Here is a 25,452-nt window from a genome sequence, read left to right as displayed (position 1 = left end):
GCTATATCCTAATTTTATTCAGTCTTTCACTAATAGATTTACAAATATTCGAAAACTTGACTAAATTTGCCGACTTTTTTTATAAAAAGAAAACCGGATAAATCCCCTCTCTTTTATCAAAATATGGGGAATTCTTGTAAAAAAAATCAAGCCGTTCAGAAGGATTATTTCTAAATTCTTCAATCTCCAGAAGCTGGAGGAATTCTTCCCTCAAAAGCGGATTCTGTTTGAGCATTTTTTTGGCAATGGGTTCAAAAACAAAATCCTCCGCGTATTCTTTTCTTTCGAAAATACCGTTGAAGAATCCCCACTGAAAAAGAGAGTCCGGCGAACGGGGATCAAGAAGAAAACCAAGAATTCGCGGATTATTCTGTTTCGTACTGTATGCAAGATATTCTCCCTGTTCATACCACTGCTTCTCTTCAGGTAAACAGGTAAAATCGGACAGGCGGAATCTGCCCTCATACGGCTTGGTTTCGAATGCATAAGAAGTAATTCTGAATCTTGTAATCACCCTGTTTTTCAGCGGCATTTTTTTTGCCACAAATCCGTGGAGTTTCAGAAGAAAATGAATCTCGCGGAAAGCAGCAGGAATCAGATAATACTCAGGCAGCCGTATTTCGCTTATTATTTTTTCTTCCTTATATACAGGAACCATAACTTCAGCCGGCTGAGCGGTATATCTTTTCACTTCCGATCCTGTAATATCACTCAGTGCGGAAGTATGCATAACTGATGCAAAAGACTCTGCAACACTCTGTTCTGAAGGTATCCAATCAACAGCAAATTCCTCTTTTTTATTGATTAACTTTTCTTCTTCCTTCTGTTCGGACAGTGTATTCAGTTTTTTTATCACATGGCTGTTTTCCGAAATGAAATCAATAACAGCTCTGTTAATTTCGAGAGTAGATGCAACCCGGTTATCAAACGGTTTCAGTGAATGAGTTTCAACCAGCAAGCCAATCCTGTTTCTAATTGCCATATATCCCGTTGAAAAGCGGGGCATACCGGCTATCCGCTGAAGGCCATCTTCAAGTTCCCGTCCGGCAAGTTCGATATAATGAGTATGCTTAAATCCCGCTGCTGTTAATCGCTGCTGAATATATGGCAGAAACGACTGATGAGCAAACCCGGATAATACCTCAGATAAGACTGGTTCCTTTTCGATGGAATAGGTAATGTGATACTGATAATCAAGCCCGTTTGTTGTATGATTATCAACAAAAATATCCGGCTTGAGCTGTGTAATCAATTTTAAGAACGATTTAATCTCTTCAGAATCAGCCTTAAGATAATCCCTGTTCAGATTAAGATTCCTGGCGTTTGTGCGCCATCCCTGAAAAAGAGGTCCCTTTTGATTAATACGGTTATATTTGCCAGTCCTTTTATGCCCGTCCACATTCAGAATCGGGATAATAACGATTTTTAAGCGGCGGAGCAATTCTGAACTGTTTTCGGAAGCAAGCAATTCTCTTACAAGCATCATGGTTGCATCATTCCCCTCAGGCTCACCAGGATGAATACAATTCTGGATCAGTACCACAAATTTTTCGTTTACACTGCTATCCGTCAGTGTCACTACCGGAAGCCTGACTCCGCTTTCAGATTTTCCGAAATATGAAAGTGTGAGAGAGGGATTGTGTTTACACAGATTTTTATAATAAGTAATCGTCTCATTATAACTTGCAGTTTTTTTGAGTCCTGATTTCTCGCAGGGGGTGACGTGATTTTTAACCAATGCTGTGAACCTGTTAAACCTTCACCTTAAATACAAATTTCTTTACATGCATTGCATCGCTGCCGGTTTTAATGCCCGGCTGATGGCCGTCACCAGGGAAAAAAATCATAAAATTTCCTGGTGTGAGAGGCAGAACACTCCCCTCCCCTTTAAGCTTTATATAATCTTTCTCATAATCATATTCCGCAGCCACTTCAAGCGATGAAACGGGTCTATAGTATATATTCTCTTCTCCTTCAAGAAGAAGCTGAATGTCAATATATTTTCGGTGGGCCTCCCAGCCGTCAGGCTTTAAATCTCTTGTTTTATAAAAAGAGACAATCAGATAAACATCTTCCCCATCCAGTTCGTATCTCCCCTCTTCAAGGCAGGAGACATCATTGCTGTTAAGGAATTCGAACACTGTGCTGAAACCAAAGTGTATAGGATAATATATTTGTGAATTTGTAATCGTATCTGCTATCATATTAGGTAAAAAGTTAATTTTAAAAAGGAATCACCGTAAAATTTACTAAGAAATCCTGTAATTCCGGATTAAAATCGGAGGGATGACAGCAGAAAATCCGATAATAAAAAAGCCCGGCGAACCGGGCTTTTTTCAATTAATTTTTATATTTGAGCCATTTGACAATTTCTCCCCAGGTTGGTTTCTTACCTGTCATTAAGATACCTGTGCGGTAGATTTTGGCAGACAGAGGGAACATCAGCAGCAAAGTACCCAGACCTACAACATTGGAAAGTATGAACTGCCATGCAGGTACGTCAATTACGCTGGCTCTGGCCGGCATTACGATAAATGAGGCAAACGGAAGCATTGATGCAATTCGCGCCAGTTCATTGCCAGGATTCCCCTGCATTCCCAGAGCTATAAAAAAGGGAATCATAATTAGCATCATTACCGGCCACATCCCGTTCTGGGCATCCTGATCATTATCAAACATGGCGCCCACTGCCGCAAATAATGCCAGAAAAGTTACCAATGCTATGAAAAAGTTGAAAAGGAAATAGACGACCATCATACCGTCAAGCTGCAGCTCAAAATTTTCGGGCAGGGTGAACCAGTTTGTACCGAGCAAAATCATCAGCGGCGAAAGCCATACCGTCATCTGGATTACACCTGTGATAGCTGTACCCAGAATTTTCCCTCCCATCATGTCTATCGGTCTGATTGATGAAAGAAGTACTTCAACTATACGGTTGCTTTTTTCTTCAAGCACTGATTTCATCATGATCGTACCGCTCATGAGCAGGCTCATATATAAAAGGAACGAAAAAAGGAATGCAACAACTGAATTTCCGTAGCTTTCCTCCTCGATGCTTTCATCAAGTCCAACCCTCATGCCTTTAATATCAACCCATTTCTTAGCAAAGAATAATTCCTCTTCCGAAAGCTGCTTATCCCTGAAGTACATATCCATCAGCACCTTATTTATCTGATCCCGTACTTTCGAAAAAATCGTTCTGTTATTAGGATTCAATGAGTAATACGTTATTGATTTATCACTAAGTGCTTTCTCAGGCAGGTAAAAATACCCTGTTACTACCTCTTTTGTTATATCTTTTTTAAACTTTTCGAGAGATTCATCCTTGGTGATACCGTTCAGATGTTCATACCTGAGAAGATAAAAACCGTTTTTTACATATTCCTGTTCTGAAAATTCCTTTTTTAGTTCCTGCAGGAGCTGATCAGATTCGGAGGCAAGAATGAGCACAACATTTTTATCATCTTCATACGTCATGATATAGGTTTGAAGCGCCATAATGCCGAATATAAAAAGCGGTATAAGGAGAGTCATGGTAATGAAACTCTTTGACAAGAGCTTTTCCCGCAGTTCCCTGCGCAATATTGCTTTCATACCTTTCATTTTCCACCTCCGTTTGATTTTCCGTTCTCATTGCCCGCAACCTGAATAAATATTTCATGAAGACTGATATCATTTACTGCATACCGCTGTATCTGGATTTCGCGGTTCAACAGTTCGGCCAACAGGTTATGAGCATATTCGCGGTTCTTCAGTCTTACTGAATACTGATTTCCGTTTCTGCCAACCCTCTCAACAAACTCAGATTCTGTCAGAAATTGCACGTCATCGTTTGTTTCAAGAAGTGCCACATCCCCTGCAAACCGGCTTTTAAGGTCCTGCAATGTACCTGAAAGAACTACTTTACCATGATTTATAAGCACAATGTCATCACACAGTTTCTCGGCAAAATCCATGAGATGGGTCGAGAGTATAATGATTTTTCCTTCCGATTTTAACTCAAGAATGATCTCTTTTAACAATTCTGTATTAACGGGATCAAGGCCTGAAAACGGCTCATCTAAAATGATAAAATCAGGATCGTGGATGATCGTACTAATAAACTGAACTTTTTGCTGGTTTCCTTTCGAAAGTTCATCCACCTTACTAAACCTGCGGTCAAAAAGTTCAAATTTTTTCAGATAATATTCCGCTCTCCCTTTCACCTGGGCAGGCGATTTCCCTTTCACATCAGCGAAAAAGCTGATTATGTCAAATACCTTCATTTTTTTGTAAAGTCCCCGCTCCTCGGGCAGGTACCCGACCAGAGACCGGAATTTTTCTCCGATTTTTTCTCCTTTATAAAAAACCTCTCCACTGTCAGGGGCAATGATATTCATGATCATTCTGATTGTTGTGGTTTTACCGGCACCATTTCGGCCAATTAACCCAAAAATCCGGTTATCCGGAACCGAAAAAGAGACATCATCCACAGCCCGGATTTTGCCAAATTGTTTTACAAGGTTTACTGTTTCAAGTGAATTCAAGAAAGTTCCTCAGATTTTTTGCCACAAAATTATGTATATCCTGCCAGACTACTGAATAAATTAAATAAGCGGTAAAATTCCCTGACGGAAAAGGGATTCCCAATAAAAAGAATACTTCTTATTTTCTTCATTTTAACAATTTCCAGCACTAAGTACACCAAAAAATGCCCTAAAAATGCAGGAAACGGAATAAAATCACGGTAAGAATGGGGCATCTTTGGAATGAAATTTGAAGTCATTTACCCAAAAGAAATCATTAACCGAGGAAAAAACATGAAAACGTTATTTTTTTCACTGATCGCTGTTTTTTTTCTTTATTCGGCCGGAGATGTTTTCGCGCAGGATAAACAAGAATTTACGTATATCGGCGTAGACGCCTGCGCTCCCTGTCATAAAACAGAAAAGCAGGGCAAACAGCTCGAAATATGGAAAAACAGCAAACATGCCAATGCATACAACACCCTCCTTACCCCTGAAGCTGATAAAATAGCAAAAGATCTCGGATTTGAAACTCCGGCGGCAAAAACCGAAAACTGCCTGAAATGCCATGCTTCCGGTTATAATGTTGAACCGGCAAAACTTGGCAAAAAGTTTAAAATTGAAGAGGGCGTTCAGTGCGAAACCTGCCACGGTCCTGGTTCAGGTTACAAGGATATGAAAGTCATGAAAGACAGACAGCTCTCAATCGAAAATGGTCTGGTAATCTATGAAGATCTTGAAAAATATTGCGTAACATGCCATAATTCCGAAAGCCCGACTTATGTCGCAAGAGATATGAAAGAGGCCTGGGAATTAATTAAACATCCGGTTCCACAGCAGAAATAACATAAAGCAACAGTATGAAAAGCAGAATCTTAACTCTCTTCCTGCTTTGCTGTACCGTCCATTCTTTAAATGGACAAAATATAAACGGAAGAATATCTCTCGGAGCCTATGGCTTCGAGAGATTTGATTCCGTCGGCAGTTCTCAATCTGTCATTCACGGTGCACAAAGTCTTTACCTGAACATCAATCAGCAAAAATTCTCCTTACGTACCTCCCTCAGCTACGAATCATTCAGCAAATCCTCCCTTGGTGTAGACCGTTTACGGCTTTACACTTTCCATCTGGAAGGAAGAAAATTGTGGGATGTCCTTTCGTTTAAGCTTGGAAGGCATTCAATATTCAATGGACCGGCTACCGGTCTCTACGATGGTATCTCGCTAAAGGGTACCTATTCAGATTTTGAAGCCAACTTTCATTATGGCGGTGTCCTTCCTTCCTATCAGAAGATGAAGATTGCAGAGAATTTTTCTGATAACTCTGTAACCGCAGCCTCCCTCTCTTATAATTACGGAGGATTACTCGGTGTGAAAGCCGGTTATTCAGCAAAGAATCTGAAAAGGCCTGATTATTCGGTAACACGTCTTGACGATCAGTTTAACCCGATAACCCTGCTCATTAAGCAGAATTCTAATCAGTTCAGATATATTTTCCTGGATGCTGATTACAGTCCTGAAAATATGTTTGCCGGACTTAAAACTGAGTATGACCTGAACATTTCCAAACTCTCCAAACTCGAAGTCCAGTCAGATTTCGAGTTAACTGACGCTCTGGACGCAGAGGCGTATCTGCTCTATCGTGAACCGACAGTTACCTATAACTCTATCTTCTCTGTGTTCGATTATGGAAATACGTTTGAAGGTGAAGTTGGGTTAGGATACAAATTCATCCCCGGTTTCAGATTAGTAGCCAATTTCGCATATATTAATTACAAAGATGACAATTCTCACAGATACGGATTCAGTCTTACTACTGATTACGGATCACTCTCCTACAGAGGAAACGGCGGTTATGCAGGTGAGATGCAGTCAGTTTCACTGTATGTAGCGAAAACATTCTTTGAAGGAATGGTCACCCCGTCTTTAGGATTGGCTTATACTGATTATAAACTCAGTGCCGATGCTGAGACAAATAATTTAACAACTCTTCTCGGTGGTGTTAATGTAAGACCGCTGAAATCCCTGTCGTTTGATCTTCAGATGCAGTATATGAATAATAAAATTTACAGCAATGATCTCCGTCTTCTCATAAAGGCGAATTATTGGTTTAATACAAATCTGGGAGTATTGTAACATGAACATCAAAATAGTTTACTCCTCTTTTGTATCAGCATGTTTTCTCTTTCTTCTTGCAGGTTCATCATTCTTTAATCAGAATGCAATAGCTGAAACAGAAAAAGAAAACCATATTAAATTCTCACATAAGCTTCATCAGGATTTATCTTCCTGTCAGGATTGCCATGTCCCGGCTACAACTGCAGCCGACCTGAAAGGCAGACTGCTCCCTGATAAAGATAAATGCGCTGAATGCCATGATGTGAATGACAGTGATGCCTGCGGCACGTGTCACGCAACTGATGACTATCAGGCATTTACTGAAAGAAAACCGTCTGAACTGATATTCAGCCACGTACAGCATATTGAAGAAGGCACTGACTGCCAGCTTTGCCATGCTGGTATTGGTGAAAACGAACAGTTGACAAATTTCTCAAACTACAATCCCGGAATGGCAACATGCAATACCTGTCACGCTGAGACAAAGCTGGCTTCTAACGCATGCGAAACCTGCCACCTGAATACAGCTGACCTGACTCCAGAGACGCATCTCACTGCAAATTTCAGCAGGTCACATAAATTCATGGCTGGATCACCAACTGCGGACTGTATGATGTGCCATGACAACAATTCATGCGATGAGTGTCATAGCTCCACAACCGCCCTTGATGTTAACAATACTTCAGGCAGTTTTTATACTCCATATGGAGGTCAGGCACTATTCTCACCGCGCAAACTGCAGAAAATTCAGAAAGCACATGAGCTGAATTACCGCTTTACTCATGGTCTTGATGCAAAGAATAAATCTGCTGACTGCCAGTCATGTCATCAGGTTGAAACCTTCTGCGGTGAATGTCACGCAGGTGACGGGCAGGACTTCGCTCTGGCCGGTGTAATTCCAGCCTCTCACGGCAAAGCAGGATTTATCATGCTGGGTGTTGGCAGTGGCGGCGGAACCCATGCCACTCTCGCAAAGCGTGATATAGAAAACTGTGCATCCTGTCATGATACTCAGGGAGCAGACCCGGCATGTATACTCTGCCATTCTGATCCTGACGGAATAAAAGGCACAAACTCCAAGACGCATATCAAAGGATTCCTTTCTTCCGTGAATGGAGACTGGCATGATGATGCTTCTTCTATCTGCTATACTTGTCACACAGATGCTAATGCCAGACCTTCGGGAATAGCTGGTATAGGTTTCTGCGGTTATTGTCACGGAGCTAAATAGGTGAATTATGAATAAGAAAGTAATTTTAGTTTATATGTCAGTTGTTCTTTTCTCTGCTGCATTCTTAGCAGGATGCTCCAGTGAATTGAACGATAATATTGCTACTCCACCGGCAGTCAGCGTCCACCCTGAAGGAATTGTAACCCCATCCTCAGCGAACTTTCATGGCAAGCTGATAAAAGCAAAGAACTGGGACATGAATGAATGTAAATCGTGTCATGGTACTTCTTTCACTGGTGCAGGAAGTGCTTCAAGCTGCTATACCTGTCACACACAACCGGCAGGTCCACTTGCCTGCAACACCTGTCACGGAGACTTCAGCAATCCGGCAGTAATATATCCTCCACAGGATCTGATGGATCGCGATTCTTCTGAAACGGTCGGCGCTCATGCCCTGCACATGCAGGGACTTGGCAACGGACCGGCATTGGTTTGCGGTGATTGTCACACCGTACCTGCAACCGCAGGTGCAGCTGGGCATCTTGATAATACTCCTGGTGCTGAAATTGTGTATAGTGCAAAATCAAGCATCAGCACCAATGTCAGCGGACATCAGTATTATGCCTCCTCACTTCCGACTAATGTGCCAAATCCCAGATTTGTGACAGTACCCGGAACAAACAAAAAAGGATGTGCTGATTCCTACTGCCATGGTTCATTTAAAAACGGTAATCCTGACAATATTGCTGTATGGAGTGCAGGAGCAGATGGTGCAAAATGCGGAAGCTGTCATGGTGATGTTGCAACAGGAAATCCCCTGCCAAAAACAACTGCCAACGGCGGCAATCATCCAAACGTTCAGAACTGCAGTTTCTGTCACGGTGATGTTGTTTCAGTAAGCGGAACAACCTACACAATCATCGATAAGCAGAAGCACATCAATGGCAAACTGAATGTTTACGGAACGGAAGTTGACTACTAAGAAAAAGTAAGTGCTGGTATTTATGGAAGTCAAACCGGATACTAAATCATCGGAATCTGCTGAGCAGCTCGCTGAACTTACTTATAAAATTCTGGACAGTTGCCACAGAAAAGAAGAGATGCGCGTCAGGCAATTTCACCTGACGCAGGCAGAATTCCGGTGCCTCCGGTTAATCCATGTCAGTCAGAGTATAAACAGCAAGGTTGTGGCTGAGAGAATGTGTCTCAGCCCCAGCCGCTGCACTCGGATTATTAATAGTCTTGTTCAAAAAGGTTTTGTTGAAAGACATGAAGAACCTAATGACAGGAGAAATATGCGTTTAAGTCTTACACTCGACGGGGATGACTTTCTAAAATATATACATCACCAGTATCTGGATCTGCACCGTGAAGTACTAAGCACTCTTTCGCCCCATGAAAGGGCAGGAGTCCTTCACGCTATGGTACTTTTATTTTCCCGGATAGATACCTGGCTTGCAGAAGGTAAAAATCAAAATACTGTCAGCTGATTTTCGTATAAGCTTCCCTCAGCTCATTTCTCCCCTTTAATAAATCCTGTGATAATACTTTTGTCTCGCCTAAAACAGGCATAAAATTCGTATCCCCGTTCCATCTTGGAACGATGTGAAAATGCAGGTGGCTGTCAATCCCCGCTCCTGCTGCTTTGCCAAGATTTGCTCCCAGATTAAATCCTTCAGGCCTGATAGTTAGTTTTAAAGCCTTTATTGCACGTTCAACTTCACTCATTATCTCAATTCTCTCTTCTGCGGTAAGAAGATCAAATTCAGATATATGCCTGTAAGGAACAACCATCAGATGCCCGTTATTATAGGGATAGAGATTCATAACAGTAAAGGTGAGCTTGCTCTTTACCACTACCAGTGAATCATCGGCAGCCGTATCTTCATCCTTTGCACTGCAAAAAATACAGCCGGAGGGAGTCTTTTTTTCCTTAAATGACTCTATATATTGTGAACGCCAGGGTGACCAGAGTTTTTCCATAACTTTCCGTAAAATAAAAGCCGGAGAATAATGTTAATTATTCTCCGGCTTAATGTTAATGCTGATAATCAGGCGCCTTCGGCACGTGACTTTTTATATTCCTCTACAATCTGATTCTCAACTTCCTTCGGAACTTCCTCATAATGTGAGAATTTCCGCGTATGACTGCCCCGTCCCTGAGTAAGACTGCGCAGCGCTGAGGAGTACTTATACAGTTCTGAAAGTGGAACCTGAGATTTGATTTTCTGAAAGTGACCGTCAGCATCCATTCCGAGGATTTTTCCTCTGCGGCTTGACATATCACCCATTACGTCGCCCATGAATTCTTCGGGCACGGTTACTTCAACATCATATATAGGTTCAAGCAGAACCGGTTTTGATTCCATAAAAGCTTTCTTGAAACACATCGAAGATGCAATCTTAAAAGACATTTCATCTGAATCAACATCATGGTACGATCCGTCAAATAGTGTGCACTTAACATCCACAATCGGATATCCCGCAAGCACTCCTTTAACCAGACTATCCTGAATTCCTTTTTCAACAGCGGGAACAAAACGGCCAGGAACAACACCGCCAACGATAGCATCTTCAAACTGGAATCCGGTACCTCTCGGGAGCGGCTCAAGTTTAAGGAATACGTGACCATACTGTCCTCTGCCGCCTGACTGCTTTTTATGTTTATATTCAGCAGAAAGGCATTTACCCTTAATTGCTTCGCGGTAAGGAATTCTTGGTTCAATCAGATCAACTTCAACTTTATATCTTTCTTTAAGCCGTTTAACAGCCAACGCAAGCTGAAGTTCACCCTGACCGCTGATAATGGTCTGAGCTATCTCAGGATCATATTTAACACTGAATGATGGATCCTCCTCACTTAGCGTATGAAGACCGGTTGCAATCTTATCTTCATCACCCTTGGCTTTGGGCTGAATTGCGCCGCGGATAATAGGCTCCGGGAACACAATTTCATCAAGAATAACGGGAAGATTTTTAGATGCCAGTGTATTATTGGTATGTGTATCCTTCAATTTAACAACAGCACCCATATCACCGGCAACCAGGGACTGTACATCCCTTCGGTTTCTTCCGTTGAGGATTGAGAGCTGATTGAGCCGTTCAATTTTTCCGTTTGCTTCATTCACCATATCCATACCGGGGTGAACTTCTCCTGAAAATACTCTGAAGAGTGAAAGTTCACCAACATGCTGTTCAGCAAGTGTCTTAAATACAAAGATTACCGGTTCAGCCTTAGGATCAGGTTTCACAACAATAAGCTCATCCTTATCCTTCAGTTTACCTGTAACCGGCGGCATCTGAAGAGGATTCGGAAAATACGCTTCAATAAAATCGAGGAAATTATTTACTCCTGCCGTGGTTGTAGCACTTGTGGCAAATACCGGTGTTAAACTTCTCTTTAAGATTGATTCTGTCATGCCGGTTTTAAGATCTTCGTCGCTGAGATTTCCTGTTTCAAAATACTCATTCATGAACTCTTCATTAAGCTCAGCAACTTTTTCAATCAGAAGTGTGCGGTATTCTTCAGCACGCGCTTTAAGATCACCAGGTATTTCACCAACTGTAACTTTTTTAGTACCTGCAGCACCGTAGGTATACGCCTTCATACTGATTACATCAATTACGGTATCAAAAGCCGGACCCGGATTTGCCGGGAACGTAACGACCATTGCACCGTTTGTGAGGCGCTCTTTTGCCATGGCAACCACTTCATCAAACCGTGCCTTTTCGTTATCGCATTTATTGATGACAATTGCGGACGGCATTTTAAACTCATTTACAAAGTGGCCGGTTATTTCCGAACCAACTTCAACTCCTTCGAATGCTTTGAGCACCATTACAGCCGTATCAGCTACTTTCATGGCGCATTTTACTTCGCCTATAAAATCAGTATAACCGGGAGTGTCAATCCAGTTAATTTTGCAGTTTTTCCAGTCAAAGTGAAGAAGAGAAAGGGAGATGGAGAATTGTTTTTCTATTTCGTTAGAAGTATAATCGGATTGTGTATTGCCCTCAGCAATGGTTCCGATTCTTGTTGTTTCACCGGCGGTATATAAGCAGACTTCAGCGAGAGAGGTCTTTCCGCTGCTGCCATGACCGATGAAACAAAGATTTCGCATGGATTCGGGAAGGTATTCCTTCACAGTGGGTCTCCTTATTTCATTGGATGATGATGTAAAGTTATGATTTCTTAAACAGGTGCTGCATCTTGTCTCTTACGAATCCAAGAGTGCTGACAAGTGATTTCACTCTGTCATCAATTCCTGTTCTGAGGGCTGATGTGAAAGTTTTAACGCTTTGAATTTTATCTTTAACCTCAGAAACAATCCATTCAACCTCACTCACCTGTTTATTCAGTTTATCGGTGAGTTCAGCTACTGAACGGCTTATGAGCTGAAGTGAGTCCACCAAGGGACTCACTTGCTCGGATATTTTTTTGATGTCAGCCTGCATCTCTTCGATTTTTCTGGTAATCCTTCCCATATATACGATCAACGCTATACACAGTGCGGATGCCGAAAGAAGAAGCAGAATCTGAGCCAGCGAGATGAATGATTCCATAACGCTGATCAGGAGTTCCTGTTTTCTTTATAATTGTCAACGCCTGCTTTCACAGCATCTTTTATTCTGCCGCTTTCAGCAGAGATTTTCTCTTTGCCTTGAGCATAAACTTCAGATGCTTTTACACGGGCGTCATCGAGAACTTTTTTAGCTTCGACCAGCAATTCGTCAGCTTTAACCTTTGCATCGGTAACTAGCTTTTCACTTCTGGTTTTGCCCTCATTAAACATTTTTTCTGCTTCATCGAGTAAATCATCGGCTTTCCCGGAAAGGTCATTTCTGAGCTCTTTGCCGCTTTTAGGTGCATAGAGCAGAGCAACCGCTCCGCCGACTACCGCACCGGTGAGAAATCCGATAAGCAGACCTTTACTAAGATTACTTTCTTTGGACATGATAGACTCCGCTTTTATAAGTTTTTAATTATTGCCTGAGCAAATTCTCTTGTACCTACCTCAGTTGCACCCTCCATCAGGCGGGCAAAGTCGTAGGTTACGGTTTTAGACGCAATAGTCTTCTGAATGGCACTTTCAATGCTTCTGGAAACTTCATTCCAGCCCATAAACTCAAACATCATGACACCTGAGAGAATTACTGAACCAGGGTTTATTTTGTTGAGTCCTGCATATTTTGGTGCAGTACCGTGAGTTGCCTCAAAAATTGCCACTTCATAGCTGATGTTTGCACCAGGGGCAATTCCAAGACCACCAACCTGAGCAGCCGCAGCATCACTCAGGTAATCACCGTTCAGATTTGGGGTTGCCAGAACATCATATTCAGCAGGTCTGAGAAGGAGCTGCTGGAACATACTGTCAGCGATTCTGTCTTTTATCATGATTTTACCATCAGGAACTATGCCATTATGGTTCTTAAAGACTTCATCTTCCGTTATGGTTTTATCACCAAATTCCTGCGCTGCTACCTTATAACCCCACTCTTTGAAGGATCCTTCGGTAAATTTCATGATATTTCCCTTGTGAACCAGGGTTACGCTTTTCTTATTATTGGTAATTGCGTATTCTATTGCCTTTTTTACCAATCGTGCCGAGCCGAACTCACTCATTGGCTTTATTCCGATTCCTGAATTGGGACGGATGTTCTTCTTGAATTTGGTATTAATATAGTCAATTATGTCATTAGCCTCAGGTGTGCCGTCCTTAAATTCGATACCTGCATAAACATCTTCAGTGTTTTCACGGAAAATCACGATATCAAGCAGTTCGGGGTGCTTCATCGGACTGGGAACGCCTGTGTAGTATTTTACTGGTCTGACGCAAGCATAAAGGTCCAGAATCTGGCGCAATGAGACATTAAGACTTCTGATACCGCCGCCAACTGGAGTGGTGAGAGGTCCTTTGATGGCAACTTTGTATTCTTTTATGGCATCAATAGTTTCATCCGGAAGCCACTGGTTTTCACCATAGACACTTAGTGATTTTTCACCTGCGTAAATCTCCATCCAAGCTACTTCTTTTTTGCCGCCATAGGCTTTCTGAACGGCAGCGTCAAAAACTGCTTTTGAGGCACCCCAGATATCGGCACCGGTTCCGTCTCCTTCAATGAACATTACGATAGGTTTGTCAGGGACGTTAATTTTTCCGTTGCTGAAAGTTATAGGATTGCCTTGTGAGGGTATTTTGATATGCTTATAGGACATGTGTTTACTCCGCTATTTCGGTAATATAATAAGTAAAATAATTAATCAATTTCATTTCCAATCTTTCGCTGGTAAACTGACACTGCAATCACGCCAACCAGCACTGCAAACCAGAGTGTGACTGCTCTGATTATAAATGTTGCTGCCACTGCCACTTCCCTGCTTGCACCAACTCCCATTGCAAGGAATGTGAGAGAGCCTTCTGTTACTCCTAAACCCCCGGGCATCATAGTTATCGCTCCGACAATTGTTGCGAATCCATAGGCAAATGAAGCCCAAATAATTGAAATATCTAAGTTAAAATTAATCAGAATTATATAATAACCCAAGCATTCAAATATCCAGGAAAACAGACTGACCGCAGTCATATAAAAGAGCGGACCCGGCCTGAGCAGCTGATAAGAGCTTTCATAGGCATTCTGGATCGGGTCAGATAGTTTCTGGATAAAACGGATTTTATGAAGCTGATTGAGCACGGAAACTGCCCATCCTCTGTGTGAGATCAACACAATTACAATCACGAAAAAGAGCCCGACAGCACTTATAATCCCCCGGCCGTAATCAAAGAGAAACGCTCCCAAAAGCGTGATCAGTATCAGGCTCAGAAAATCGGTAATTCGCTCAACAAAAATTATCGGGGTGGTTTTGCTGATCGGGGTTCCGTCTACCTGCTTGACCAGGTAGGCCTTCAGTACCTCACCAAACTTACCTGGAGTGATGCTCATGATCAGACCAGACATAAAAATTCCGAATGAATCCCCTTTTGAAATAGTAACTCCGACAATCCTCAGGTAATAATCCCACTTAATAAACCGGAAAATATAATTTATTGAGGAAAGAAGCAGAAGAAGCGGATATATATACCAGGGGAAGACAGAAAATGCATCCGTCAGGCGGTCGAAATCTCCGTAAATCGTAAAACCCAGATAGATGATACCGGCAAGTACCAGAGAGATTAGAATTCTTTTTTTGGTCTTTTCAATCAACGGTAATCTCCTTTATCGCCTTATAGACCTCAGCCAGCGGGAGACCTACCACATTATAAAAATCACCGGCAATTTCATCAACGAAAATCGCCCCGAAAGAGTCCTGAATTCCATATCCCCCCGCTTTGTCAAACGGACTGCCGGATTCAATGTATTCAGCAATCTCATATTCAGCAAGATGACGGAAATGGACACGGGTGTGGGAAGCTCGGTTAATTATTCTACCGTTTCCCTTATTCAGGAGGGAAAACCCTGTGATTACGGAATGCCAGTTCCCGCTGAGGAGACGAAGCATCTCTTCCGCTTCATTATGATTAGCCGGTTTGCCTAAAATCTGATTCTCAAAGATCACCAGGGTATCCGCGGAAAGTACTAGTCCTTCAGGAACTTTTTCCTTGACGCTATTTAGTTTTCCGGATGCAAGTCTAATGGCTAATTCAGAGGGAGGTACATCACCTGAAAAAATCTCATCAAAATCAGGACTGATGACAATAGGATGAATGGAAATGAGCTGAAGGAGTTCTAATCTTCTGGGGGAATTTGAAGCGAGGTAAAACTTATGGCTGAGAGGGGGCAAATGGGAACCTGAGAATCACGAATTTTCCCGATTACCTGAACATCGCCTTTATACTGCCCCAGGTTCGTTTAACATCGGACAAGGAATGAGAGACAGAAATCTCCTTTGAATAAGAGTGCTGCGAGTCAGTATCAACCAATTTTAACCGGTAAACGAAAACATAATCATTTGACTTGAACGCTGCCTCATCAATGAAGGTGTAGTATGAATTATCCCCACGGGCAGCAACTTTACCGATGACAATAAAATTGCCATTCACGGTTTTGCGTTCAACCACGAACTCTTTCAGGGAGGACTCGGTATTAGTCTTCCACTCGAGTTTTACGGCACTATTTTCACTTTTTGCCTGAAAAAACTCGATAAATGCACCTGAAATCAGGGTAGCACTAAGCAAAAACCCAAGGAGAAACGCTTTTTTCATTACCTGTTTAATTAAGTTATGGCAAAATAGTAATCATCCCCTAATAATCCAAGCAAAATTTTCAGATTTTACCCGGCCGGGCATACCCGGAAGACCCATTCCTCCGGGTGAGGTTTGACACCATTGTACGGCAGAAATCCGGTCTCAAACCAACGCCCTTATTGATTCAGCGGGAAGTCACACAGCCTCCCCTCCCCCTGCCGGCTAAAACCTGCTATTATTATTAGCATATGATTTATATTCATTATTTAAAGAGTACCGGATATTTAATATATTTGAGTTTAAATGACTTTTATTTATTGGACTTGGTTTACAGGATGAGCGGAAATTTCCAGGCTGCAGGCATTATAGGAAAATTATTAAAGAACCTGAGAAGCACTCCGGCTGATTTTCCTGATCACTACTGCGATTTCATTTGTGAGGAATTCGGGTATAGTTCCGCTATTCTCTTTTCCCTGAAATTTGATACCTTTATACTCAGCGGAAAGTCACGGAACGCAACTAAGAAATTTGCACATGCCAACAGTTATAACTGTACTTCATGTAAAAGCGCTAAAAATTTCGGTGAACAGACAGATTATACCCCCGATCACGTTTGTGAAATAAAAATCAGTGAAGGAAATAGCAGCGACATCACTCTTCAGATCGCCGCTCCGGACCACCAGAGGTACCTTCTTAAACTTTCTCAGAAATCCCCTTATCAGAAAGCTGAAAAAGAAAAACTTGACAGCATCAAACTTCTTTCGGAAGAGGTTTTATATTATTTCACCGTAAGCGGCAATGATCATGATGAGGATTTGAATCGCGTAATCAGTAATTTATCAAGCGAAATCAGGACTCCTGTTAACAGCATTATCGGATTCCTTTCCCTCCTGGGTGAAGAAAAGCTTACCCCATCGCAAAACGAGTATATCATTAATATAAAGGAAAGCGCCCAGAAATTATCCTATCTGCTTAATGAGATTGTTGATATATCCAAAATCGAGTCGGGCCTGCTGCTCAATAATACGTCAACATTCCAGATAGATTCACTCCTGGAAGAACTCAAACAGCCCCTGGCGGATAAATCGGATTCCCGCGATATATCACTCGAGATTACCACGGAGAATCTGTCCATAAATTCCGGAAAAGCCGATGCCCAGAAACTTAAATCAGTTCTGCAGACGTTTATAAACCTGTTTAAAACTCTTACCATTAAAGGCAAGATTCTCATTTCGATCAGTTCCGAAGGCAGGAACCGGCTTAATTTCAGAATACTGAATACCGGTGATATCGTTCCGGTACATTCAACTGTGAATTTCACCCGTCCGCTGTTTTTCCTTGAAAACAATATAACCAAAACGGGACCTGTCTCAGCACTCAGCATTATCCTTGCAAAAAAGCTTATTGATCTTCTTGGCGGACAACTTGATATCGGGACAACCTCCTCCAAAGGACTTGTACTTCAGTTTTCAGTTCTGATGGAACCAGCCGGTTCTTCCCTTGAAGAAAAATTAAGTGCACTTCCAAAACCTGTCGGGAAAAGCAAAGTGCTGGTTATTGAAGATGATTATGCAACATCAAAACTGCTGAGCAACTACCTTAACAAATGGGGATATGACCCGACTATTGTTAACTCGGGAGAAAAAGCGCTTCAGATGATAAAGCATGAAAAATTCCTTGCTGTTATCATGGATATTGTGCTCCCCGATGTAAACGGGCTTGAACTTCTGAAAAAGATCAGAGAATCAGAAAACACGAAGAATGTTCCCGTAATTGTATGCTCGGTTGAGGCAGAACAGCAGAAAGCATTCTTGATGGGTGCGGTTGAGTATTTTGTAAAACCGATTAAATATAAAGACCTGGTTGAGGTGCTCACCAGCTATAAACTCAAGCGGGATTCAAATATCTTATGTGTTGATGATGACCTGCCCACACTTAACTTAATCAAGGGTGCTATTGAATCAGTCGGATATAACGCAATCGCAGAACCCTACTCCGCGAAGGTTATGGACCGGATTAAGAATATGCATCTTGATCTGGCTATCGTTGATCTGGATATGCCCGAGGTTAATGGTTTCGAGCTGATAAAGCTGATAAAATCAAATCCCCGCTTTGCCAACCTCCCCATCGTTATATATACCGGCAAAGAGAATTTTGCTGAAGACCTGAAGAAGATTGACGGATTATTTGCTGATCTGCTTTCAAAACGCTCAACAAAAATTGAGGATCTTGCCGATACGATCAACAATATGATTAACCGGTACGATGAGCCGACACCTCCGGAGGCATTAGCTGCACAGCCTGCCACTGAACCGAAAATCCTTCTTGTGGAAGATTACAAACATTCTCAGATCATAGTAACTCGTCTTCTAAAAAAGAATAATTTTAATTCCATTTCAGTTGTTGAGAACGGTGCCGAGGCCCTTGAACTTGCAAAAACACAGATATTTGACCTGATCCTGATGGATATGCAGATGCCGGTAATGAATGGATTTGAAGCAACGGAAAGAATCAGGCAGCTTCCCGAGTATAAAGATACTCCGATTATTGCTCTGACTGCTTTTGCAATGAAGGGAGACAGAGAAAAATGTCTTGAAGCAGGTGCAAGCGACTATATAGCAAAGCCAATAGACAGCCAGGAATTCATCGAAAAAGTGAAGCACTATACCAAGCAGATTCCTGCATAGAGGAACCGGCATAGGGTATATTATTTCAGAATAGCTTTTATTTTATTCTGCAGTTCTTTATCCTGTGTAGAATCAGCTATTCTCTCAAGTTCGGATTTCAGTAAAGATTTTTCTGAACTAATCCTGTACTTCTGTAAAAGATAATGAGCATTGCTTAATCCAGCCTTTTCCTTTTCATTCAGAAGAAGATAAATTTCATAAGCTCTGTTAAAGTAGTCTGCCGAATTTCCATACTTCATTTGTCTTTCAGCAATAATCCCCAGATAATACAGGTTGTCAGCAATCTGCATATAGTTGCCTGCAGCTTTATCATACTGAAGTGAATACTGAAAGTATTTTTCCGATTCATCCAGATTCCCCATGTTAAACTCTGCAAACGCTGCCGCATAAGCAATCAGTGACATTGCCTGAATATCAATCTCAAGATCTAGCGGGTCCTCAACATAATAACTGCTAAAAAGCTTTTTTGCAGTATTCAGATCACTGCTCTGAACACTTGCTTTCTCTGAAGTTACAATGAGATGATACGCAAGAAGCTGCATTTTTTCAGCGGGATCAGTGAAATTATTCCATTCAGCTGTTACCATGGTCAGCGAATCAGAAATGCCGAATGCCCGGTAATACTCGGTGAAGGCCAGTGTTACCATAAACTTCAATTCACCGGAAAGAATACTTTTCATTGCCTGAAGACGGCTCAGGAGAATTGAAGCTTCATCACGTTTGCCAAGCGCAATATAAACCCTTGCTGATCCTTTAAGGGCACGTGCTTTTCCGTCAGAGTAGTCAATAAGACTGAACTCCTTAAGCGCATTTTCGAAATTCCTCAGCGCGCTTTCCAGATTATTCTCATTGAATTGCCGGTCTGCAACTCCGATATATTCATTCCCCCGTTTAATGTTTTGCAGACTACGCAAATCGGATACATTACTGCCACCACATCCGGCGAACAGAAAAACAATAAAAAGCGTCAGGTATAAATATTGCTTTTTCATTTTGGCAGACTCTTTGAACGGATGTGAGATGAATTAAAGTTTCTTATATAATCCTCCCCGGGCTGATTAATCAGCGGACTATTATTCACCGTTTCGAAGGTAACCTGTACCTGTTTCAGAACTGTTTTCAGGTCTTCAAGCATATACGTAATATCTGCCGTCTGGGAATTCATAAATTTGAGGAAATGTTCAACTTCTGGCAGCAGTTTATTAACCTCATTCAGACTTTGTGAAACCGGTTTGAATATCTGCTCTCCGGTCGGGTCAATCATTCTTTGCGCAAGTCCGTCAGGATTCTGGTATTGGGCAAGCAATGTATCAATCTTATAAACTGAACTTTTCAGAACATCACTTATCTCTTTTACTTCCTGAGTAAGATCAGCGACATTATTTATGGCGCGGAAAATTGCACCGTCTCCGGTATTACCATCCTTTTTAAGTGCCGCGGTAAATGAATTCATCTCCCCCGCTATCACCTTCAGGTCTTCTGATGCATCAGCAAGATTCACAATCGCCCGGAAAATTGCTCCCTTATCAGGATTGTTATCGGAGTTCAGTGCATCCGTAAATTCCTGCAAATTCAGGAGGAGTGAGGTAATCAGATCACCTGATTTGGTCACTTTGTTTTCAGCAAGGAGCATTCTGCCTTCAGGAACGTCAATAGCCGGTATCAGGCTCCCGGGTGAGAGCGGAATGCTGGTTTCATCCCCCTGAAGAAATTCAATCAAAGAGGTATTGGTAACAGGATTAACTCCTTTATATAGAGCTGAATTTACTACGATCTTATCTGCGTATTCAGCAAAAACCTCGAACTCCGCAATTACATAATTATCCTTTGAGAGCTCAAAATTACGGATATTGCCAATTTTGAATCCCTTAAAGTTCACCGGAGATGTAGAGGAGAGACCGTTCGCGTCTGCAAACTTTGCTTTGAAAACAACTTTAGTTTCAAAGAGTTTGGTCTGAATAATAATAAACATCAAGCCTGAAAGCAGCATGAGCAAAGCCACACTGATAAAAATCTTTACCGTTCTTTGCGGGTATTTATATCTCAGCTTCATCGAGTTCTATCTCAAAATAGTCTTTAATAATTTTTTGTGTCTGAGGGTTATCTGACAAAATCAGTTCATCCCACGCACCTGTTTCAATAATTTTGCCGTTTTCAAAAACGTAACAAAGATCACATTCATCATACAGAATATCACTATTTGAATAGTATAACTGGGTGATGTTTCCTCCCTTTTTCAATTCAGCCAGTTTTCGAAGCAGGCGCTTCTTGCTTTTTAATTCAAGATCGGTGAAAGGCATATCCAACACCAGAAATTCAGGGGAAGTCAAAAGTGCTCTGATGATGATGACCAGTTTTGATGTCTGCTGCCTTTGTACCGCAGGGCGCTCCTCCAGAATAGATTCCGGAAGAAGAAAATAACTGAAGTAGTTCCTGATATTTTCCATTTTTTCTTCTCTGCTAACGTCAGGATAGTGGTAATCATACGGGAGAAGCAGATTTTCCAGAATTGACAGATTAGCAAGCAGTGATCCCCTTTCAAATATATAAGAAATCTTTTTCCTGATCTCCCTCAGATTATAAAGCGTTCCTAAATTCATGTCAGTATTGTTAAACCGCACCGCTCCTTCATCCGGCTGCACAATTCCTGAAATAAGCTTTAGTAATTCATTCACCGGTTCATCAGGAGGAGCGAGAAATCCATACAGTTTCCCCTTTTCAAACTGCATACTCAGATCTTTTACTTCATACCGGTCCGAAATATAATGAACACTTTCAAGTGATACCAGACTCATCTCAGACCGTAAAGAAGAACAGAATGGTTAACAAAACATCAAGGATGATTATCCAGGTTAGAGAAAGAACCACAGCTTTGATAGTTCTTTGCGGCACCTCGGTTGTGGCAATTTTAACCTGCAAGCCCTGATACGTAGAAATTAAGGAAATGACCAATCCGAATACAACTGATTTGACAACACCTGAAATAAGATCAGTAATGCTTAATTCAGCAAAAACGTACATAAGAAAATCATCGAGCGATACCGGCACAAACATACTGCTCAGTGCCCAGCAGCTTAATACGGCAGCAACGTTGAAATATATGGAGAGAATCACCATGGCGGCCACAACTCCCAAAACACGCGGGACTACAAGATACGTAATGGGTGAAACCCCGAAGGAAAGCAATGCCTCAATTTCATGATTAATAGTCATATTCCCCAGTTCTGTAGAAATAGCAGTTCCAGAGCGGGCAACGATAATGAACGCTGTGAGCAGGCAGCTAAGCTCCCGGAAAACTATACTTATAAGAATATTATAAAAGATTTTGCTTTGAGTAAAACCGGGGAGAACTGAATTCCCCTCAATTACCATAATGCCCCCTATTGCCGCGGCGATCAGGACGATTATACTTAGCGCATCAAACCCCGTGAATAGAATCTGCCGGAAGAAAACGATTGCTGAAATCTGGGTCTGTTTTCGGAAGGTAACCAGGTCCGAAAAGACTTCAAATATATATCTGAACGTCTCAAAAAGACCATCCCCCTTTCGCTTAAAATAAGAAACCATGAAACCCGTCATTTTTCCTGAAATTAGCCGCTATTGAAGAATGATGAAAATTTACGGGGAAAAGTACAAACTTTAGGGAACATAAAAAACAGTTCCCCCCTGATTTCTTTATCAGGCAGTCTGGAGCGAGATTTCCTTCAGATGCTTGTTTAAATCCATAATTGAATGGAAGATTTTTACTCCTTCATGTTCCTTTGGAAGCTTATCGGCTACCTGACCTATTGCCTGCCCGCCGAGATAAATCTGCTGATTGGGTCTTGCCTGCTTGATAAGTTCGATGGTCTCTAATAGGCGAAGAAAATTGAGGTGGAAATTATTTGAAAGACCGACAACATGCGGATCTTTCTCCATAACATAGTTCACCAGGGTTTTAGGGGGGGTGCTTGCACCCAAAAATATGGTATCCCAGCCATTAAGTTCAAAGATGTACGACACCATTTTTGCACCGAGCAGATGGTACTCTTTATCAACACAGGAAATAATGCATCTCTTGCCATTCCCTTCTTCCTTCTGACTGGCATTCAGCGTAACTGATATCAGTTCATCAATGATCTGGGTTGCATGATGCTCAACGGGGATGGAAATCTGGTTTTTTTCCCACATGGTTCCTATACGATACATAACTTTTTGAAAAAGGTCAAAATAGATTGTCTCTACAGGAATTTTATTGTCAACGAGATTCTTGACAATTGACTGGCAAAGTAATTTATCTCCCGCCAGAAGGGCATCAAGAAAAGTAAGATAGGTTATTTGTTTGATCATCGGTAATAACAGTTGTTAAACGATTTGCAAGATAGTTTTTCGCAGAATTTCATTCAAGTAAAACCTTACTTTACCCCTGATTAGTTCCATTTATCATAAATTTTCATCCTCTAACCTTGTTTATGGTAACTTGTGTCATTAATTTTCGCAGGATATGAGTTTTTTACTACTTTTACTTATTTTATTAATCCCCCGGGCTGATTATGCCGGTGGTGCTTCTTCACTTGAGACTCTTACGGCGGCCAGGGTAAATACTCCGATCGTTATAGACGGCGTGCTGGAGCCCGCATGGGATGCCGCAGCTCAAACCGGAATCCCCTTTGAGATTCAACCCGGGGATAACACTCCGGCAAGAGCGGAAACCATAGTCAGAATTCTATTCAGCAATGAGTACCTCTATGTAAGTTTCTATTGCCTTGACCCGGCGCCATCACAAATCAGGTCAAATCTGACCGATCGTGATCGTATTTACAGGGATGACTTTGTTGGGCTGATTTTAGATACCTACGGCGATGGCCAGAGCGCATACGAGCTATTCGTAAATCCGCACGGCGTTCAGGGTGATATTCTGCGAACCGGGAATAATGAGGATGATACCTATGATCTCATCTGGCAATCCTCAGCCCTGATGCACGAGCAAGGCTATACCATTGAAATGGCAATACCTTTCAAATCGTTGCGTTTTCAGAATAAGGATCAGCACACCTGGAAGATTATGTTCATCCGTAATTTCCCCCGCGCTGACCGTTACATCTTTTCATCAAATAAAATTGACAGAAATGACCCCTGTTTCACCTGCCAAAGTGCTGAACTGAAGGGTATTTCCGAGATTAGTGTTCCGGTTGGATATGAAATTCTTCCCTTTGTGACAGGATATCAGTCCGGTAATCTGCTGGACAGCGACGATCCTGCCTCCGCCTTTGATAATGGACCGCTTAAAGGGCGGTTAGGAAGCGGATTTAAGATAGTCCCAAGCCCTTCTCTTACCATTGAAGCAGTAGTAAACCCTGATTTCAGCCAGGTGGAGTCAGATGCTCAGCAAATCAGTGTAAACAGTACCTTTTCACTGTTCTATCAGGAAAAACGCCCCTTCTTTTTTGAGGGAAGTGAGATTTACCGTTCCCCAATCTCTTCATTTTATTCCCGAATGATTAATGATCCTTTACTGGCTGCAAAGGTTACCGGAAAAGCAGGAAATGTTTCTTATGCACTTCTCTCATCTTACGACCGAAATTCTCCATTGATCATTCCGGGAGAGGAAAGAAGTGATTTTATTAACACCGGACTCGCCTCATACGGCAATATTCTGAGAGCGCGTCTCAATGGTCAGAAGAATGATTATTTTGGCGGGTTGGTAGCTTTAAGAAATTTTAATTCAGGGGCTGCCTATTATGCCGGAATCGACTGGAGCTATCTGTTTCTTACGAATTTTTATTTTACCGGTCAGGTAGCTGCTTCGTTAAATAAGGAAATTAATGATACCTTACTCTTTAATGAAGACAGAAAATTTGGTTCAATGAACAAGGATGCTTCATTAAATGGTGAAGAATATGGGGGGTTCGGAGCCATAGTCCGGCTGGAGAGACAGGCAAGAAATCATTATTTGGATTTAGTTTATCGTGACCATTCTCCCGCTTTCATCTCACCGTTGGGTTTTCTTAACCGTAATAACAGCCGTGATATCCAGCTTGAGAACGGCTATACCGAAAATTATGACAGTTCATTTATCACCCGGATTTCATTTTTCTTCCGGGGAGGCCTTGATTTCAATTATGATAATATCCGCAAGGAACGCTGGCTGATGCTGGGCGGAAATATTGGTTTCGCGGGTAATTCAGGACTTTTTGTTGGTTTTTTACCACTGAATGAAGAGTTTTTCGGTCAGACTGATCTGAGGAAAGTGAACCGTTGGTTTATTAATTTGAACACTACTCCCCTTAGCTGGCTGAGTATGTATCTTAGTACTGAATTCGGAAAAATTATTTACCGGGGCGATTCTCCGGAGGTTGGTAAAGGGCATCAGTTTGCTTTCGGAGCGAGCTTCAAACCGACTGAACAATTACAGTCGGATATTGAATTCGAAAGGGCCGGTCTCAGATCTCAGAAAAACGATGAACTTCTATATGACGGGTATATCCTCCGAAATATCAGCACATACCAGTTTTCCCGTCAGATGTTCCTCAGGTTAATCACTGATTACAATTCTTTCTCGGGAGAAGTTTCGGTATTTCCTCTGTTTTCGTACAAATTGAACCCTTTCACCATATTTTATATCGGCTCAACCCACACGATGCGGGAGTATGCAGCACCCTACAATCTTAAACAAAACAACCGGCAGTATTTTCTCAAATTTCAGTACCTGTTTTCAAACCATTAAAACCAGATCTCGGAGGAAGGGTGTATCCCCTCCTCCTGATCTGCCCATAGGATTACCGCTAAAGCCGCTAAAACCCTCCGATT

The 25,452-nt window shown here is 41.9% G+C and carries 24 protein-coding genes; 7 read left to right on the top strand and 17 right to left on the bottom strand.

Annotated features, from left to right (window positions below):
- Window positions 1-79 precede the first annotated feature (79 nt).
- The 4 genes from HRU80_09160 to HRU80_09145 form a co-directional block, all read right to left on the bottom strand.
- Complete coding sequence (locus tag HRU80_09160; protein QOJ29041.1) at window positions 80-1,738, bottom strand: M14 family metallopeptidase; 1,659 nt, start codon at window positions 1,736-1,738, stop codon at window positions 80-82.
- 13 nt (window positions 1,739-1,751) lie between these two features.
- Window positions 1,752-2,204 (bottom strand): YhcH/YjgK/YiaL family protein, encoded by a 453-nt coding sequence (locus HRU80_09155; GenBank protein QOJ29040.1) that lies wholly within the window; start codon window positions 2,202-2,204, stop codon window positions 1,752-1,754.
- A gap of 136 nt (window positions 2,205-2,340) precedes the next feature.
- Complete coding sequence (locus tag HRU80_09150; protein QOJ29039.1) at window positions 2,341-3,603, bottom strand: ABC transporter permease; 1,263 nt, start codon at window positions 3,601-3,603, stop codon at window positions 2,341-2,343.
- Window positions 3,600-4,526 (bottom strand): ATP-binding cassette domain-containing protein, encoded by a 927-nt coding sequence (locus HRU80_09145; GenBank protein QOJ29038.1) that lies wholly within the window; start codon window positions 4,524-4,526, stop codon window positions 3,600-3,602. Before HRU80_09145 ends, HRU80_09150 begins: the two co-directional genes overlap by 4 nt.
- Before the next feature lie 273 nt (window positions 4,527-4,799).
- Here HRU80_09145 and HRU80_09140 point away from each other — a divergent pair, with 273 nt between their 5' ends.
- The 5 genes from HRU80_09140 to HRU80_09120 are packed head-to-tail and all read left to right on the top strand — an operon-like array spanning window position 4,800 to window position 9,283.
- Window positions 4,800-5,351 carry a cytochrome C554 gene (locus HRU80_09140; protein ID QOJ29037.1) on the top strand — a complete coding sequence of 184 codons (552 nt, stop codon included), beginning with the start codon at window positions 4,800-4,802 and terminating at the stop codon, window positions 5,349-5,351.
- Between the two features lie 14 nt (window positions 5,352-5,365).
- Complete coding sequence (locus HRU80_09135; protein QOJ29036.1) at window positions 5,366-6,640, top strand: hypothetical protein; 1,275 nt, start codon at window positions 5,366-5,368, stop codon at window positions 6,638-6,640.
- A 1-nt stretch (window position 6,641) separates the two neighbouring features.
- Window positions 6,642-7,853, top strand: coding sequence for a cytochrome C (locus tag HRU80_09130; protein ID QOJ29035.1), 1,212 nt, complete (start codon window positions 6,642-6,644; stop codon window positions 7,851-7,853).
- Window positions 7,854-7,860: 7 nt separating this feature from the next.
- Window positions 7,861-8,775, top strand: coding sequence for a hypothetical protein (locus HRU80_09125; GenBank protein QOJ29034.1), 915 nt, complete (start codon window positions 7,861-7,863; stop codon window positions 8,773-8,775).
- A 22-nt stretch (window positions 8,776-8,797) separates the two neighbouring features.
- On the top strand, window positions 8,798-9,283 hold the full coding sequence (locus HRU80_09120; GenBank protein QOJ29033.1) for a MarR family transcriptional regulator: 486 nt from the start codon (window positions 8,798-8,800) through the stop codon (window positions 9,281-9,283).
- On the opposite strand, the gene HRU80_09115 is transcribed toward HRU80_09120, so the two are convergent.
- The 8 genes from HRU80_09115 to HRU80_09080 form a co-directional block, all read right to left on the bottom strand.
- On the bottom strand, window positions 9,276-9,776 hold the full coding sequence (locus HRU80_09115) for an HIT domain-containing protein (GenBank protein QOJ29032.1): 501 nt from the start codon (window positions 9,774-9,776) through the stop codon (window positions 9,276-9,278). The two genes, HRU80_09120 and HRU80_09115, sit on opposite strands and share 8 nt — an antisense overlap.
- A gap of 68 nt (window positions 9,777-9,844) precedes the next feature.
- Window positions 9,845-11,938, bottom strand: a complete 2,094-nt coding sequence (fusA, locus tag HRU80_09110) for an elongation factor G (protein ID QOJ29031.1) — start codon at window positions 11,936-11,938, stop codon at window positions 9,845-9,847.
- Between the two features lie 37 nt (window positions 11,939-11,975).
- The gene (locus HRU80_09105; GenBank protein QOJ29030.1) at window positions 11,976-12,356 is read right to left on the bottom strand and encodes a DUF948 domain-containing protein; all 381 of its coding nucleotides are present in this window, start codon (window positions 12,354-12,356) and stop codon (window positions 11,976-11,978) included.
- 8 nt (window positions 12,357-12,364) lie between these two features.
- Complete coding sequence (locus HRU80_09100; protein ID QOJ29029.1) at window positions 12,365-12,748, bottom strand: YtxH domain-containing protein; 384 nt, start codon at window positions 12,746-12,748, stop codon at window positions 12,365-12,367.
- Between the two features lie 14 nt (window positions 12,749-12,762).
- Window positions 12,763-14,010 (bottom strand): isocitrate dehydrogenase (NADP(+)), encoded by a 1,248-nt coding sequence (gene icd, locus HRU80_09095; GenBank protein ID QOJ29028.1) that lies wholly within the window; start codon window positions 14,008-14,010, stop codon window positions 12,763-12,765.
- 41 nt (window positions 14,011-14,051) lie between these two features.
- Complete coding sequence (locus tag HRU80_09090; protein QOJ29027.1) at window positions 14,052-14,996, bottom strand: flippase-like domain-containing protein; 945 nt, start codon at window positions 14,994-14,996, stop codon at window positions 14,052-14,054.
- Window positions 14,989-15,573, bottom strand: a complete 585-nt coding sequence (gene maf, locus HRU80_09085) for a septum formation protein Maf (protein QOJ29026.1) — start codon at window positions 15,571-15,573, stop codon at window positions 14,989-14,991. Before maf ends, HRU80_09090 begins: the two co-directional genes overlap by 8 nt.
- A gap of 31 nt (window positions 15,574-15,604) precedes the next feature.
- Complete coding sequence (locus HRU80_09080; GenBank protein QOJ29025.1) at window positions 15,605-15,994, bottom strand: hypothetical protein; 390 nt, start codon at window positions 15,992-15,994, stop codon at window positions 15,605-15,607.
- Window positions 15,995-16,311: 317 nt separating this feature from the next.
- Between HRU80_09080 and HRU80_09075 the strand changes: the two genes are divergently transcribed.
- A complete protein-coding gene (locus tag HRU80_09075; GenBank protein QOJ29024.1) occupies window positions 16,312-18,663 on the top strand; it encodes a response regulator in 2,352 nt (783 codons plus the stop codon).
- Between the two features lie 20 nt (window positions 18,664-18,683).
- Here HRU80_09075 and HRU80_09070 read toward each other — a convergent pair whose 3' ends face one another.
- The 5 genes from HRU80_09070 to HRU80_09050 all read right to left on the bottom strand — a co-directional run bounded on the left by HRU80_09070 (window position 18,684) and on the right by HRU80_09050 (window position 22,992).
- Window positions 18,684-19,655 carry a hypothetical protein gene (locus HRU80_09070; protein QOJ29023.1) on the bottom strand — a complete coding sequence of 324 codons (972 nt, stop codon included), beginning with the start codon at window positions 19,653-19,655 and terminating at the stop codon, window positions 18,684-18,686.
- Entirely contained in the window at window positions 19,652-20,716 is a 1,065-nt protein-coding gene (locus tag HRU80_09065) for an MCE family protein (protein ID QOJ29022.1), read from the bottom strand. The genes HRU80_09070 and HRU80_09065 overlap by 4 nt, the downstream gene beginning before the upstream one ends.
- A complete protein-coding gene (locus HRU80_09060) occupies window positions 20,700-21,458 on the bottom strand; it encodes an ATP-binding cassette domain-containing protein (protein ID QOJ29021.1) in 759 nt (252 codons plus the stop codon). Before HRU80_09060 ends, HRU80_09065 begins: the two co-directional genes overlap by 17 nt.
- 1 nt (window position 21,459) lies before the next feature.
- Window positions 21,460-22,242: an ABC transporter permease gene (locus HRU80_09055; protein QOJ29020.1), complete on the bottom strand. Its 783-nt coding sequence runs from the start codon at window positions 22,240-22,242 to the stop codon at window positions 21,460-21,462.
- A gap of 99 nt (window positions 22,243-22,341) precedes the next feature.
- A complete protein-coding gene (locus HRU80_09050) occupies window positions 22,342-22,992 on the bottom strand; it encodes a cobalamin B12-binding domain-containing protein (GenBank protein ID QOJ29019.1) in 651 nt (216 codons plus the stop codon).
- 154 nt (window positions 22,993-23,146) lie between these two features.
- On the opposite strand from HRU80_09050, the gene HRU80_09045 reads away from it, so the two are divergent.
- On the top strand, window positions 23,147-25,369 hold the full coding sequence (locus HRU80_09045; protein QOJ29018.1) for a carbohydrate binding family 9 domain-containing protein: 2,223 nt from the start codon (window positions 23,147-23,149) through the stop codon (window positions 25,367-25,369).
- Window positions 25,370-25,452: the final 83 nt, after the last annotated feature.

The organism is Ignavibacteriales bacterium, assembly GCA_015709675.1.
GTDB lineage: Bacteria > Bacteroidota > Ignavibacteria > Ignavibacteriales > Ignavibacteriaceae > H2-BAC3.
The sequence above is the reverse complement of the archived record's forward strand: the minus strand, read 5'-3'. Positions and strand labels throughout refer to the sequence as shown.

Bases quoted from the DNA above. Each gene is read 5' to 3' on its own strand.
- HRU80_09155 (QOJ29040.1), bottom strand. From the start codon at position 2,204: ATGATAGCAGATACGATTACAAATTCACAAATATATTATCCTATACAC.
- HRU80_09150 (QOJ29039.1), bottom strand. From the start codon at position 3,603: ATGAAAGGTATGAAAGCAATATTGCGCAGGGAACTGCGGGAAAAGCTC.
- HRU80_09140 (QOJ29037.1), top strand. From the start codon at position 4,800: ATGAAAACGTTATTTTTTTCACTGATCGCTGTTTTTTTTCTTTATTCG.
- HRU80_09135 (QOJ29036.1), top strand. From the start codon at position 5,366: ATGAAAAGCAGAATCTTAACTCTCTTCCTGCTTTGCTGTACCGTCCAT.
- HRU80_09130 (QOJ29035.1), top strand. From the start codon at position 6,642: ATGAACATCAAAATAGTTTACTCCTCTTTTGTATCAGCATGTTTTCTC.
- HRU80_09125 (QOJ29034.1), top strand. From the start codon at position 7,861: ATGAATAAGAAAGTAATTTTAGTTTATATGTCAGTTGTTCTTTTCTCT.
- HRU80_09120 (QOJ29033.1), top strand. From the start codon at position 8,798: ATGGAAGTCAAACCGGATACTAAATCATCGGAATCTGCTGAGCAGCTC.
- HRU80_09115 (QOJ29032.1), bottom strand. From the start codon at position 9,776: ATGGAAAAACTCTGGTCACCCTGGCGTTCACAATATATAGAGTCATTT.
- HRU80_09105 (QOJ29030.1), bottom strand. From the start codon at position 12,356: ATGGAATCATTCATCTCGCTGGCTCAGATTCTGCTTCTTCTTTCGGCA.
- HRU80_09100 (QOJ29029.1), bottom strand. From the start codon at position 12,748: ATGTCCAAAGAAAGTAATCTTAGTAAAGGTCTGCTTATCGGATTTCTC.
- icd (QOJ29028.1), bottom strand. From the start codon at position 14,010: ATGTCCTATAAGCATATCAAAATACCCTCACAAGGCAATCCTATAACT.
- HRU80_09080 (QOJ29025.1), bottom strand. From the start codon at position 15,994: ATGAAAAAAGCGTTTCTCCTTGGGTTTTTGCTTAGTGCTACCCTGATT.
- HRU80_09075 (QOJ29024.1), top strand. From the start codon at position 16,312: ATGAGCGGAAATTTCCAGGCTGCAGGCATTATAGGAAAATTATTAAAG.
- HRU80_09070 (QOJ29023.1), bottom strand. From the start codon at position 19,655: ATGAAAAAGCAATATTTATACCTGACGCTTTTTATTGTTTTTCTGTTC.
- HRU80_09065 (QOJ29022.1), bottom strand. From the start codon at position 20,716: ATGAAGCTGAGATATAAATACCCGCAAAGAACGGTAAAGATTTTTATC.
- HRU80_09060 (QOJ29021.1), bottom strand. From the start codon at position 21,458: ATGAGTCTGGTATCACTTGAAAGTGTTCATTATATTTCGGACCGGTAT.
- HRU80_09055 (QOJ29020.1), bottom strand. From the start codon at position 22,242: ATGACGGGTTTCATGGTTTCTTATTTTAAGCGAAAGGGGGATGGTCTT.
- HRU80_09050 (QOJ29019.1), bottom strand. From the start codon at position 22,992: ATGATCAAACAAATAACCTATCTTACTTTTCTTGATGCCCTTCTGGCG.
- HRU80_09045 (QOJ29018.1), top strand. From the start codon at position 23,147: ATGAGTTTTTTACTACTTTTACTTATTTTATTAATCCCCCGGGCTGAT.